Here is a 13,712-nt window from a genome sequence, read left to right on the forward strand (position 1 = left end):
TGGTTCGGGTTGCTGCGCGCACGACGCACGCCGGTGCCGTGCGCGCGACCGGGGGCACCGCCCTCCGCGCGGGCACAGCATAGCGGCAGCGGGCCGCCGCGCCGGTTGCCCATGACGCCACACGCAAATACCGAGAGCCGGGCGCTCAACCCTGGTCGGCCGCCGGCCGCGGCGCGGAAAACTCCTTGCTGTACATGCCGGAACGGTCGAAACAGCAGGCCCGGCGCTGGCCAGACGCCAACTTGTCGCAGGCCACGGCGAGACGCTTGATGCGGGTTTCGGCCTTCTTGCCGGACGTCACCCACTGCACCCAGTCGCGGCGCGCGCGCGGCGTGATGTCGTCCCAGGTGGCGCGCGCCTGCGGATGGTCGGCCAGTGCCCGGGCCAGGTCGTCGGGCACCTCCGGCTCGGGCTCTTCGGCCAGCGGCGCCATCTGCAGCGCGACCGTCGCCCCCGGCCCCACTCCCGCCGCGGCCAACAGCGGCGCGGCCACCTTCATCCAGTGGCCACCCGCACCATCCGGCTCCAGCGTGGCCTGGAACGGCGCATCGGCCAGGGTGCCGGCCACGCTGACCTGGCTGCGGCTGGGCAGCCGCTTGCTGGCCGCAGGCGGCAGCACGAAGAAGCACCAGTCGGCACCGGCCGGCTGCGCCGGACGCAGCACGCGCGCCTTGAAGCGGATGTCGGATGCGGCGGCCATGGCGCGACGCTAGCACGGCGGATATCGCGCGGTGCACCGATGCAGCAGGAAACGCTAGCCCCGCCGCGCCGCGAAATCTCCGCGCACATGCTGGTTGATGTAGGTGTTGAGCCCATCACCGGCCTCGGCCAGGCGCTGCATCTCCATCACGTGCACCGCGCCCGGGTGGCGATCGTCGTAGCGGTAGATGCCACCGTGGCGGAAGCACACATCGATCCAGCCCGGTCCGCAGTCGTACCCGACGATGCCTGAATCAGCGTCGCTGCCCTGGTAGCGTTTTATGGGCGCCTCCGTGTGTTCCTGCAGCGCACGCTTATGCCAGCATGCAGGGCGTGGAGAGCGGGTCAGGAGGCGAAGCTGTCCGCGGGCCGCCACCCGCAGCGGCCATCACACAGCCCCACCACCGCACAACGCACAGGAGACTTCCCATGGGCCAGCTGGTTGACGGCAAGTGGCACGACACGTGGTACGACACCAGCGGCGACGGCCGCTTCAAGCGCGAAGAGGCCAGCTTCCGTGACTGGCTGAGCGCCGATGGCGGCAGCGGCCCCGATGGCCAGCGCGGGCATCGGGCCGAGCCGGGCCGCTACCGGCTGTACGTCAGCTATGCCTGCCCGTGGGCGCACCGCGCCCTGATCGTGCGTGCGCTCAAGGGGCTTGATGAGCTGCTGCCTGTGTCGGTCGTGCACTGGCGCATGCGCGAGCACGGCTGGACGTTCGAACCCGGCCCCGGTGTGGAACCCGAACCGGTGATGGGCGCGCAGTACCTGCACCAGCTCTACACCCGTGCCCGCCCCGGCATGACCGGCCGCGTCACCGTGCCGCTGCTGTGGGACCAGCAGACCGACAGCATCGTCAACAACGAGTCGTCCGAGATCATCCGCATGCTCAACACCGCCTACGACGGGCTGGGCGCCAGGGCGGGCGACTTCTATCCGCAGGCGCTGCGTGCGCAGATCGATGCGGTCAACGAGCGCGTCTACAACACGCTCAACAACGGGGTGTACCGCGCCGGCTTCGCCACCACCCAGCAGGCCTACGAGGAAGCGGTGCTGCCGCTGTTCGAAACCCTGGACTGGCTGGAACGGCAGCTGTCGGGCGGCGAGTGGCTGGTTGGCGGCCGGATGACCGAGGCCGACATCCGCCTGTTCACCACCCTGGTCCGCTTCGACGCGGTGTACCACGGCCACTTCAAGTGCAACCTGCGGCGGATTGCCGACTACCCGGCACTGCACGCGTTCACCGCGCGGATGATGGAGGTGCCCGGCATCGCCGCGACCGTGCACCTGGACCACATCAAGCGCCACTACTACGAGAGCCACGCCACCATCAATCCGACTGGCGTGGTGCCCGTGGGGCCGGAAAAGCCGTTCTGAGCCCTGTGAGGAGTACGCGCCGTCATGATCACCGGCCGCTGCCTGTGTGGTGCTGTCGAGTACCGATCCCCGGGGCCGGCGTTGTTCTCGGTCGTCTGTCATTGCCGGGATTGCCAGCGTGCATCCGGCAGTAGCGGCGTGCCGGTGCTCGGGGTGCCGCGATCCTCGTTCACCTGCCTGGGACCTGCCCGGCAGTCGCGCACGGCCGGCGGCAGCGGGCAGATGGCAGTGCGCAACTTCTGCGGCCAGTGCGGCAGCATGCTGTTCGGAACGCCGGAGGCTGCCCCGGAAATGGTCACGATCTACGCGGGCAGCCTCGACGATCCGGAGGCGTTCAAGCCGACCGATGCATTGTTCGTCGCCCACCGCCCGGCGTGGGCCAGGCTGAGCGTGCCGCTGGTCGAGCACGAGGGGCTGCCAGCAGGGCCGCGTGTAGTTCAAAGTTGAGATTGCGGATGGTTGGTCCGGGTTTCGGACGCAGGGGCGCCCTGATCTTGGGTGGTCATGTGGATTCCCTGGCACCGAGCCGCCAGCCCAGCCCCGACCATCTACCCGCGTGCCGGGACAAGGCGTCGACGATGGTGTCCGCGCTCCCCGCCACGTGCAGGGTCTTTCGCGCCCGCGTCATCCCCGTGTACACCAGCTCCCGCGACAGCACCCGGTTGTCGCGCTCCGGCAGCACCAGCCAGACCTCGTCGAATTCGCTGCCCTGGGCCTTGTGCACGGTCATGGCAAAGGCGCTGTCGTGGGCGGGCAGTGCGGCCGGGTGGAAGGGGCGCGGGTTGTTGGGGTCGTCGCCGGGGAACCAGGCCATCACGGTGCCGTTGTCGTCGTGCCCTGCGAGGCTCGCTTCACTTCGCCCCAGAACGGGACTTGCTTCGCGGCGCAGGCAGATGCCGATGTCACCGTTGAACAGGCGGTGGCGGTAGCTGTTCTCGGTGATGAGCAGCAGGCGGCCGTGGAAGTAGCGGTTGGCGGTGGAGGCGGGGCCGGTGCCGCGGCGGGTGCCGGCGAGCAGGTCTTCGATGCGGGCGTTGAGGCTGCGGGCGCCCTGGGGGCCTTCGCGCACGGCGGTGAGGATGCGCAGGCGGGCGGCGTTGGCGAGGGCTTGCGCGGGGTCGGTGGCGTTGGCGAGCGCGGCCCAGTGAGCGAGCAGGTGGTCGCGGTGGGTGTGCAGCGGATCGGTGTCACCTTCGTGGAAGTGGACGCCGGAAAGCCGGGCGCTGCGCAGCAGGGACAGGGCGGTGGCGCTGTCGCCTTCGCGCACGGCGGTGGCGAGGGGGGCGAGGTCGAGGGCGGCGCTCTGGCGGTAACCGCGGGCGAGGTGCACGTGGCGGGCGGGGAAAGCGGTGCTGGTGGTTTGCGCAGGCTGGGCTGCCACAGGGATCGCTCCCGCATGGGCTGTTGTCGTGGGAGCGGGGGCGGCGGATGTGGCGGCAGCGAGGATGCCGGCAAGCACATCGCCCGCTTCCACCGAGGGCAGCTGGTCGGGGTCGCCGAGCAGGACCAGGCGGGCGCCGTCGGACACGGCTTCGACCAGTTTGGCCATCAGCGGCAGGTCGATCATGGAGGCCTCGTCCACCACCACCATGTCGAAGGGCAGCGGGTTGTCGGCGTGGTGGCGGAAATCGGGGCTGTCGGGAATGGTGCCGAGCAGGCGGTGCAGGGTGGTGCCGGTGGTGGGAAGGTGGTCTGCGAGTTCCGAGTCGATGCCGAGCGCGGACAGGGTGTGCACGGCGTTGCGCACGCTCTCGGCCATGCGTTCGGCGGCGCGGCCGGTGGGCGCGGCCAGGGCGATGCGCGGCGGCGCGGCGCCGGCCTGCAGCGCCTGCGCGGTCAGCAGCACCAGCATGCGGGTGATGGTGGTGGTCTTGCCGGTGCCGGGGCCGCCGGTGACCAGCAGCAGGTGGTGGTGGAGCGCGGCGATGGCGGCTTCGGCCTGGCGGTCATCGCCCGAGGCGTCGGGGAACAGCTTGGCGAAGAGGTCGGACAGGGACGCAGGCACCGCCGCGTCATCGCTTGCGGCCTGCGGCGCCGCGCGGCCGATGCGGCGCAGGCCTTCGGCGAGGCGGCGTTCGTACTCGCGGTAGCGGCGCAGGTAGAGCAGGCCGTGCTCGTACACGAGCGGGACGTCGGCAGCCGATTCGGTATTGCCGGTGTCGGGATGGGCAACCCAGCGCGAGGATTGCAGCGCGGCATGCCAGGCGCCGGGCGTGGGCCAGTCGATGGGCGCTTCAATCAGGCGCTGCGGCTGCGCGGGATCGAACCCGGCATGGCCGGCGGCAACCGCGAGCGAGGCCAGCGCGGCGGCGGCGAGGACGAGGTCGGGCGTGTCCGGATCAAGCCGGCGCAGGCTCTGGGCCAATGCATGGTCGAGCGTGCGCAGCTGGCCGCCGCGGTACAGGGCGTTGAGCAGGCTCATGCGTGGGCTGCCTCCGCGGAATCTGGTTGCGCGTCGCCGGCGAACAGGGCATCGAGCGCGTGCACCAGCTCCGGTTCGAAACGCCAGGCCTGGATGCCCTGGCCATCGTCGCGGCTGGCGTCGATGCCGCGACAGAACAGGTAGCGGGCGCCGCCGAAGTCGCGCGCGTAGTCATAGGCGTTGCCAAGGCGAAAGCGCAGCCAGCGGTGCAGGGCCAGGGTGTAGAGCAGCGCCTGCAGGTGGTATTCGCTGTGGGCCATGGCGTCGTGCAGCTGCGCGGGTGCGTAGCCGGGCAGGCGGTTGGACTTGTAGTCGAGCACGTACCAGCGGCCGTCGTGCACGTAGGTCAGATCGATCAGGCCGGTCATCAGGCCTTCGAGCCGGCGGCGCAGGCCGAAGCCGTGGCGCGTGGCGAGCAGACCGTGGCGGTGCAACAGGGCCAGCAGCGCGTCGACGCGGGTGGGCGCGAGGGCGAACTGGAACTCGATCTCCGGGCGACGTTGCGCGTCGGGCACGGCCGCGAGCCTGGTGCCTTCCGGCAACGCAACGGTGAGGGTGTGGCCGATCATCGGCACGATCACGGCCACGCCATCGTCCATGTCGTCGACGGCATAGCCGCCCTTGCCCAGGGCGTCGGTGATTTTCTTACGCTCGCCTGCGGGCGCGTCGTCGCCGGGGCGCCAGGCCTGCCAGGCGGCGAAGTCGGCGTGCTCGAACACTTCGTGCAGGACCACGCCGAAGCGCGCGCCGCCGAAGCGCGGATCGATGGCGGCAGCGTCGAGGGGCGCGGCATCCGGATCCAGGTCGGGTTCGTCGCGGCCGCCGGCGGCGGGCTGGGTGGCGGCGGCGGCAACCTCGTGGCCGGCGTCGGCATTGGCCAGCTGGGTGAAGCTGTAGACCCACCAGTCGCTGGCCAGCGCGCGCTGCGCGGTGCGCGCGGCGGGCACTTCTTCCACGGTGTCGGCGCCGAGCCAGGGAAGTTGCGCGGGCGGCGGCGCGGTGTCGGTGGCGATGGCCTCGGGTGCGCGCGCAACCAGTGCGTCGGCGGCGGCGACCATCGTCCACAGTGGCGACTGCGCGTGGTTGTAGAACCTGCCCGTCGCCAGCCACAGCGCATCGCGGGTGCGGGTGAGGCCGACGTAGAGCAGGCGCGCGTCCTCGGCGCGTTCGCCGCGCTGCCAGGCTTCGCAGGCCGCGTCCCAGCCGCTGGTGTCTTCCTGCAGTTTCCAGTGCAGCACGCGGCCGCCGTCGCCATGCACGGTGACGCGCCGGCCGGGGTTGCGCGCCTTGCCGCCGATGCCGACGTAGGGCAGGAACACCAGCGGATACTCCAGGCCCTTGCTCTTGTGCAGGGTGACAATCTGCACGCGGCGGGCGTCGGACTCCAGCCGCAGCTGCTGGGTCTCGTCATTGTCATTCGCGTCGGCGATGGCGCGCGCCAGCCAGTCGAGCAGGCCGTGCAGGCCCAGGGCGCTGCGCTGCGCTTCCTGCAGGTGTTCGGCCAGCTGCAGGTAGTTGGTGAGGCGGCGCTCGCCGTCCATCAGGCCGAGCAGGCGCGGGGCATGCTGCGCGCACAGTTCACCGACCAGGGCCAGCGGGCCGCCGCGCTGCAGGCGCTCGCGCCAGGCCAGGGCCTGCAGCTGCCAGTGCTGCAGGGTGGCGCCCTCGGCATCGAGCGCGGCGATGGCGTGCGCGTCCTCGCCCACCAGCACGGTGGCCAGGGCGGCGCGCAGGCGGCGGTCGTCGGCGCCGTGCACCAGCGCCTGCAGGAGGGTGTGCAGTTCGCGCGCTTCGGGCGTGGCGAACAGGCTCTGCTTGCCCGCGGCCACCGCCGGGATGCCGACTGCGGCGAGCGCATCGCGGATCAGGATCGCGTCGCGGTGCTTGCGCACCAGTACCGCGATGTCGCCGGGCCGCACCGGCTCGCCATTGATGCTGGCGCGGCCGGCGCGGGCGTCGGTGAGCACGCCGTGGATCGCGGCCACGCACGCACGGGTGGCCAGCTCGCGCGACTGCGGCGAGGTGTAGGGCTTGAGGTTGCCCTTGGCATCGCGCTCGGTGGGTTCGGGTGCCTGCCACAGGGTGAGCGCCGGCGCCGGCGTGCCGTGGCGCTGGTATTCGGCATCGTCGCGGGCGCCACCCGGCTGCACGGGGTGGAAGCGGATGCGCGCGTCCACGAACGGCGGGGCGATGGTGTCCGCATCGGCCTCGTGTGCGGCGTGCGCCTGCTGGTAGAGCGCTTCGATGCTGCGCAGCACCGTCGGGCGCGAACGGAAGTTGTGCGACAGCGGCGGCGCCATCTGCGCGGTGGCGCGCGCGGCCAGATAGGTCTCCACGTCGCCGCCGCGGAAACCGTAGATCGCCTGCTTGGGATCGCCGATCAAGAACAGCGCAGGCTCCGGGCTGCCGGTACCGAACACGCGGTCGAAGATCGCCCACTGGCGTGGGTCGGTGTCCTGGAACTCGTCGACCAGGGCGATGCGGTACTGGGCGCGCAGGCGCTGCGCCAGGGCGTCGCCGTGCGGCCCGGCGAGGGCGTCGGCCACGCGCTCGATCTGGTCGTCGTAGGTGTACACGCGGGCCTGGCGCTTGTGTCGTTCGAGGCGGCGACGGGCGTCGTCGCGCAGGCGGTGCAGCAGGGCAACCTGACGCGCGTCGCGCAGGCGGTCGACCTCGGCCAGCGCGGCGGCGTAATCGGCCACGGCATCGCACAGCGGCGAGTCTGGCGTGCGGCCGGCGCCGGCTTTGCTGGTGCGCAGCAGCAGGGGGTCGCGGTGCAACTGGCCGAGTTTGTCGTGGTGGAAGCGCGCGCCCTGCTCGCCACGGCCGCCGCGTTCGCACCAGCGCGCGAGCTGGGCGAACAGGTCTTCGATCCATTCGGCCTTGTAACTGCCGCCGTGCAGCACCTTGCCTTCGGCCGCGCGCAGCAGATCGTCGCGGAAGCGGTCGCCATGGGTGCGTGCGGCTTCGGCGAAGGCCTGGGCTGCGGCCTGCAGCATCGGCGCCGGATCGGGCAACGCGCCGGGCGGTTCGGGCAGCAGCACGGTCTCGCGCACCAGTGGCGCCAGGTCCTTGGCCAATGCGGCCGGGCCCTGCGGCCACAGCGCGCACAGGTGATCGGCGGTATCGGCGTCCACCGCGTGCGCGCGCCACAGGTCGGCGGCGATGGCGGCGTAGAGGTCGGCGTCGCTGGGCAGCAGTTCGGGCGGGTCGAAGCCCTGGCCGCTTTCCAGTGCGTGCTCGCGCAGCACGCGGGCGCAGAAGCCGTGGATGGTGAAGATCGCGGCCAGGTCGATGTCGTCGGCCGCCTGGCGCAGCCTGCGGCGCAACGCAGCGCGGGACTCCTCGCCATGCGCCAGCTGCCGATCGATCAGCAGCTGCATCAGCGCCGCCTCGGGCGAAGCCTGCGTGGCCTCGCCCGCCGCCACGTCGGCCGCCAGGACCAGGCGCTTGCGCACCCGCGCGCGCAGTTCCTGGGTGGCGGCCTCGGTGAAGGTGACCGCGAGGATCTGGCCTACGTCCATCCCGCGCTCGAGCACCAGCCGCGCCAGCAGGGTGGCCAGGGTGAAGGTCTTGCCGGTGCCGGCCGAGGCCTCGATGGCGTGCACGCCTTGCAGTGGCTGGGTCAGGTAGGGGTCCTGCGGCGCGCTCATTCCCCGTCCTCCTGTTCGTAGCGCCGGGCCAGGCCAGCCAGCGACTCCGGATCGATGCCGCCGTACACCGTGCCATCGCGTACCGCCAGGAACACCAGCATGGCCGCATCGGCGAAACGCAGCAGCGTGGCATCGTCGGCGAACGGATCGCAGCCGCGCAGCACCTGGCGCAGGGCGTCGCCCTGGCTTTCGGCAAAGCCGCCGCCGCTGCCGTGCCACTGCTTGATCGCCGCCTGCACGCCGCGCTCGGGGTTGGCTGCACTGCAGTACGCCCAGGCGCTGTAGGGCGCGTAGTACAGCGGCTCGCGCAGGCCCATGGCGCGCAGGGCGAGCAGTTCGCGCAGGGCGTCGCGGGCCTGCTCCGGCGGGATGTCCGCGCGCGTGTGGGGGCCGGGGCCTTCGCGGCCGGCGTCGAAGAATTCCACGAACGGCAGGTCGATGTTTGCAGCGCGCGCCAGCAGCCAGTCCAGGCCGTTGCGGATCACGCTGGGGCCGTTGGGCTTGCCGAAACGCAGGCGCGCGATGCCGTGCGGATAGACGTCCTGGATGCGGCCGTGCACGCGCACGCCGTCGATCTGCACTTCCGCCGGCAGCGAAACCGGCTCGGCATCGCCGCGCCACGTGGCGAAGGCGTCCAGCCATGGCGCCAGCAGTTCGCGCTGGTCGGCCAGCACGCGGCGCCCCGGCGCACCGGACGGCAGCAGGCCGCGTGCCCGCAGCGCGGCGTGGATGGCGGATTCGTCGCGTCCTCGCAGAAGTTCGTCGAACACTGCCCGCTGCAGATTGTTGCGTTCGAGCCCGGCACCCGGCGCAGCCAGCGGTTCCACATCCTCGCCCTGCTGTTCGATATCGACCAGGCGCATGCCCATGCGCGCGAGCAGCTCTTCGGCCGGGTGCAGCAGGAAGCGGCGCAGCGCGCTGATCGCAAGCTGCGGTTCGGCCTCGCCCGGCGTGAAGGGTTCACCGGCAAACCACGGCGGCAGCGGTACTCGCCTGTCGGCGGCGCCGGCTGCGGCCTGCTGCCACTGGGCGTGGTAGGAAAAACGACGCGGCTCGGCGACCGGGCCGAACGCGTCCGCCGAGAACGGCTGCAGCGGGTGGCGCACCACCAGCGCTTCGGCCACGTCGCCTGCCGCATCCGGGGCGTGCTGGTCCACGGCGGCGTCGATCAGTTCGGTCACCAGCACCGAGGGCTCGCGGCGGCTGCCGTCGCGCGGGTCGGCGCCCTGCCAGCTCACGTAGAACACGTCCTGGGCGGCGGTGAACAGCTGCAGGAACAGGAAGCGGTCGTCATCGCGGGTGGAGCGGTCGCCGGGGCGGCGGCGTTCGGTGCCCAGTTCGGCGGTGAGGCGATTGAGGCCGGGCGCCGAATCGCGGCGCGGGAACTGCGCATCGTTCATGCCCAGCACGCAGATCACCCGGAACGGCAGCAGCCGCATCGGCACCATGCGCGCGATGCTGACACCGCCGGTGAGCAGCGGTGCGCGCACGTCGGCCTGCGCCAGTACCTCGCCGAAGTGCGCGCGCACCGCCTCGGCCGGTACCGGCGCCTCGAAGCCGGCGCGGCGGGCGGTGGCGGCGAAGGCGTCGATAAGGCTGCGCAGCCGGTCCAGCGCGCGCGTGCCGGCCGGGGTGGATGGTGGCCGCGGCAGGAGCGCGTCGAGCAGTTCCAGCAGCCGCTCGCGCCATTGCGCCGGCGGCATCGCTTCGCCCAGCACCCTGGCGTTGCGGGCCAGCACCCGCAGCAGCCGCACCAGGGTATCGAGCGCGTCCAGTGCGCTGCCTTCCAGCGCAGGCAGCGGAGCGACGATGCGGCCGTCACTGGCCTGGATCAGCGCCTCGCTGCCGCTGGCGTGGCCCAGCAGCAGGCGGTCCAGGGCGAAGGCCCAGGTGTAGGCGTCGTCTTCGGGCGCATCGAAGCGGGTGCGATGCGCCGCGTCGATGCCCCAGCGCGTGCCGGCCGCCGTCAGCCAGGCCTGCAGGCGTTCAAGCGCGGGCGCATCCAGCCCATTGGCCTCGGCCAGCACCGGGCTGGCCAGCAGGTCCAGGGTTTCGTGCAGGCCGAAGCGCGACACCGGCAGCGCCAGCAGGCGCAGGAACACGTCGGCCAGCGGCTCGTTGGCCAGCGGGCTGGCGTCGGCCAGGGCGTAGGGAATGGCCTGGCCCGGCGCGGCGTCGCGCCCGCGGCCGCCGAACACCGCATCCAGGTACGGCAGGTAGGGATCGATGTCCGGCGCCAGCACCGCGACCTCGCGCGGCTGCAGCGGCGGATCGAAGCGGTCGTCGTCGAACAGCGCGCGCAGCTGGTCGCGCAGCACCTGCAGTTCGCGCAGGCGGGTGTGGCAGGCGTGCAGTTGCAGGCTGGGGTCGGTGCGGTCCACGGCCTCGCGCCGCGGCCAGCCCGGCGTGCCACGGCGGTGGAACAGGTCCGATTGCAGGCGTCGCAGCAGGCTGCCATGCAAGGCACCGCCGCCGCTGCCCGGATCGACATAGGCGTCCAGGTCGGCCGCGGCCTGGACCACCTCGTGGTCGCCGACCAGGCGCATGAAATCGACGCCGGCCGCGCCCCAACCCTGCAGCAGCCTGTTCTCCGCTTCGACCCCGCCGGCCGCAGCGCCGGCCGCGCCACGCAGGCGTTGCAGGTCGCCCCAGTAGTCCTTGGCCGGCGACGGCACGAAGCAGTGCAGGGTGCCGACGCGGGCCTGGGTGGCGATCACGCGCAGCACGTCGGGCGAGACGTTGAGCGTGGCGAAGGCGCACAGCCGCGCCGGCAGGCCCGAGGGCAGCGGTGCGGTGGCGGCACCGTAGCGGTCCAGGTAGTGCTGGATGCGGCGCGCGCGATGTGGCCGTCCCTGGGCGACGCGGCGCCACAGGATGGCCTGCGGGTCGTCCGGATCGGCCCCGGCTTCCCAGCGCAGCAGCCAATCGCGGCGCCAGGCCTGGTACTTCTCGAACACCGCGCCCAGTTCGCGGGCCAGCGACCAGGCGCGCAGCGGATCGTCGCCGCCCACGTGCGCGGCGATGGCCGCCAGCGCGGGCCGGGCAAGCAGGTCGGCGTCGGTCAGCGCGGCGTACAGGTGCCATTGCAGGGCGGTGGCGTCGAGTTCGGCGCCTTCGGCCGCATCGGCCGGCAGGTTGGCCGCCAGCGCCTTGCCGACGAATTCGCCCGGGGTGAGGAACGCGATGTTGGCGACCACGCCGTGCTCGGCCGCCAGCGTGGCCTGCAGCCAGCGGCGCATCGCCACCTGCGGGATCAGCACCACGTCCGGCGCCAGCAGCGGCTGTCCCGGCGCGGGATCGCGCAGGATCCGGGCCAGGATGCCGGCCAGCACCTCCAGCGAGTTGGCGTGGTACAGGCGGAAGTCGGGCGACGCGGCGGACATCACCCCATCTTGCCGCAGCCGCGCTCACCGCGTGCGACGGAAAGGCAACATGCCTGCACGCAACCGCGCCGCACACCTCGGCACGACCGGCCGCGCCGCAGGCCGGTGGGACTGCCGCGCCCGGGCAGGGATAATCCCCGATCCACCCTGGATGCCGCGATGCCCACGCCTGCCCGCAACCTGCGTCTGTTCCTGGCCCTGGCCGCTGCCGCGGGACTGGGTTGGCTGTTCTGGAACAACGCCGGGTGGATGCACCTGTGCGCGGGCCTGGCACTGTTCCTGTTCGGCATGCAGTGCCTGGAGGAAGGGTTGCGGCAACTGGCCGGCGGCCGCCTGGAACGGTTGCTGGCACGCAGCACCGGCACGCCCGTGCGCGGGTTGTTGTTCGGCATCGCCGGCACCACCGTGCTGCAGTCAAGCACCCTGGTGTCGCTGTTGACCATTGCCTTCATCGGCTCCGGGCTGATCCAGCTGGCGGGCGGCATCGCGGTGATCTTCGGCGCCAACCTGGGCGCGACCACCGGCATCTGGCTGCTGGCGCTGGCCGGGCAGGACCTGAGCCTGTCGCCGCTGGCGCTGCCGCTGCTGGTGTTCGGGGTGCTGGGCGGGCTGGCCGGTGCGCCCGGCAAGGCCGCCGGCCGGGTGGTGCTGGGCGTGGCCTTCATCTTCCTGGGCATCGACCAGCTCAAGGACGGGTTCGGCCAGGTCGGTGGCGGCCTGGACCTGGCCACGGTGCAGGACGCAGGCGCGGCCGGCACCCTGCTGTGGGTGCTGGCCGGGCTGGCGATCACGGTGGTCCTGCAATCCAGCCATGCCACCTTGATGCTGACCCTGGCCGCGCTGGCCGGCGGCCAGCTGCAGCTGGAACAGAGCCTGGCCCTGGCGATCGGCTCGAACGTGGGCAGCAGCGTGAGCACCGCCGCGGTCGGCATGCTGGGCGGCAATCGCAGCGGACAGCGGCTGGCGCTGGCGCACGCGCTGTTCAACGTGACCACCGCGCTGGTGGCGCTGCTGTTGCTGGTGCCGTTGACCTGGATGGTGCACGCGCTGACCGGGCTGGCCGGCTTCGGCGACAACGCGCTGCTGCAGCTGGCGCTGTTCCACACCCTGTTCAACGCCAGCGGCGTGGCCCTGTTCTGGCCCTGGCAGCGGCAACTTGAAGCGCTGCTGCTGCGCGTGCTGCCGGAACGCCGCGACCCGGCGATGCCGACCGCCGCCACGCATGGCGACGCATCGGAGGTGGCACGGATCCACGCACGCCATCTCAGCGGCCCGGCGCTGGAATCGGCCGACGCCGCCGCCGCCGCGGTGGCGCTGGAGCTGCGCCACCTGGGCCAGCTGAGCCTGGAGGTGATCTGCCAGGCGCTGTGCCTGCCAGCCGCACAGCTGACCGCGGCCGTGCCCGACCAGGCCCTGCTGCGCAGCGCGCCGGCCGAAGGCGCGTGCTTCGACGCCGAGCTGCTCTACCAGCAGCGGGTCAAGGGCGTGTACGGCGACCTGTTGGCCTTCATGAGCCGGCTGGAGCTGCCGCTGGACGAGGAACACCAGCGCTTCTGGGCCGGCAGCCAGATGGCCGCGCTGCAGATGGTCAACGCGGTCAAGAGCACCAAGCACCTGCAGAAGAACCTGCGCCTGCGCCTGCACGGGCCGGACACCGCGGCGCGCGCGGCCTACATGGACCTGCGTGCGCACCTGTTCGGCCAGATCCGCGCCATGCACCAGCTGGGCCGCGACGTGGGCGCCGACACCGCCACCGAAGCGGTACGCCTGGAAGCACTGGACCGGGAGGCCGAGGCCTTCCATGCGCGCTTCCGCCACGCGCTGTTCCAGCAGGTGCGGCAGGGCGTGTTCGACGGCCTGGACGCCGGCTCGCTGCTCAACGACCTGGGCTACGCCGAGCAGATCCATCGCAGCCTGCGCCAGGTGTTCGCCTTTGCCGAAGAGCCGGGTTCGCTGCAACGGCTGCGCCAGCTGGCCGGGGACGCTGCGCCCCGGTAGCACCGATCGACCCGGCAGGCGGCGGCAAACCCTGCGTGACGACGCAGGTACCGGCAATGGTCCTGCGGGGCGATGAGCCGCGCGCGACAGGGACATTCCTGTACTGGCCGGTTCAATCGATAGGTTAAGATTCAGTCTTGCGTGCGCATGATGCGCCGCTTGCGACCTTTACATCGCCAA

8 protein-coding genes are annotated in these 13,712 nt (G+C 72.0%); 3 read left to right on the forward strand and 5 right to left on the reverse strand.

Features of this window, described 5'->3' with window-relative positions; genetic code table 11:
* Positions 1–145: 145 nt before the first annotated feature.
* Positions 146–700, reverse strand: coding sequence for a YdeI/OmpD-associated family protein (locus ACEJ41_RS12900; RefSeq protein ID WP_374012654.1), 555 nt, complete (start codon positions 698–700; stop codon positions 146–148).
* Positions 701–754: 54 nt separating this feature from the next.
* Positions 755–910: a hypothetical protein gene (locus ACEJ41_RS12905; RefSeq protein WP_374012655.1), complete on the reverse strand. Its 156-nt coding sequence runs from the start codon at positions 908–910 to the stop codon at positions 755–757.
* A 218-nt stretch (positions 911–1,128) separates the two neighbouring features.
* Here ACEJ41_RS12905 and ACEJ41_RS12910 point away from each other — a divergent pair, with 218 nt between their 5' ends.
* Together ACEJ41_RS12910 and ACEJ41_RS12915 are read left to right on the forward strand one after the other, a co-directional pair.
* Positions 1,129–2,076, forward strand: a complete 948-nt coding sequence (locus ACEJ41_RS12910) for a glutathione S-transferase family protein (RefSeq protein WP_374012656.1) — start codon at positions 1,129–1,131, stop codon at positions 2,074–2,076.
* Between the two features lie 24 nt (positions 2,077–2,100).
* Positions 2,101–2,523, forward strand: coding sequence for a GFA family protein (locus ACEJ41_RS12915; protein WP_374012657.1), 423 nt, complete (start codon positions 2,101–2,103; stop codon positions 2,521–2,523).
* Between the two features lie 55 nt (positions 2,524–2,578).
* Here ACEJ41_RS12915 and recD read toward each other — a convergent pair whose 3' ends face one another.
* The 3 genes from recD to recC are packed head-to-tail and all read right to left on the reverse strand — an operon-like array spanning position 2,579 to position 11,534.
* Positions 2,579–4,498: an exodeoxyribonuclease V subunit alpha gene (gene recD / locus ACEJ41_RS12920; protein WP_374012658.1), complete on the reverse strand. Its 1,920-nt coding sequence runs from the start codon at positions 4,496–4,498 to the stop codon at positions 2,579–2,581.
* Positions 4,495–8,151, reverse strand: a complete 3,657-nt coding sequence (locus ACEJ41_RS12925; protein WP_374012659.1) for a UvrD-helicase domain-containing protein — start codon at positions 8,149–8,151, stop codon at positions 4,495–4,497. The genes recD and ACEJ41_RS12925 overlap by 4 nt, the downstream gene beginning before the upstream one ends.
* Positions 8,148–11,534: an exodeoxyribonuclease V subunit gamma gene (gene recC, locus ACEJ41_RS12930; RefSeq protein ID WP_374012660.1), complete on the reverse strand. Its 3,387-nt coding sequence runs from the start codon at positions 11,532–11,534 to the stop codon at positions 8,148–8,150. The genes ACEJ41_RS12925 and recC overlap by 4 nt, the downstream gene beginning before the upstream one ends.
* Before the next feature lie 159 nt (positions 11,535–11,693).
* Here recC and ACEJ41_RS12935 point away from each other — a divergent pair, with 159 nt between their 5' ends.
* Complete coding sequence (locus ACEJ41_RS12935; protein ID WP_374012661.1) at positions 11,694–13,532, forward strand: Na/Pi cotransporter family protein; 1,839 nt, start codon at positions 11,694–11,696, stop codon at positions 13,530–13,532.
* The last annotated feature ends 180 nt before the right edge of the window (positions 13,533–13,712 follow it).

Source organism: Pseudoxanthomonas koreensis (assembly GCF_041890415.1).
GTDB lineage: Bacteria > Pseudomonadota > Gammaproteobacteria > Xanthomonadales > Xanthomonadaceae > Pseudoxanthomonas > Pseudoxanthomonas koreensis_A.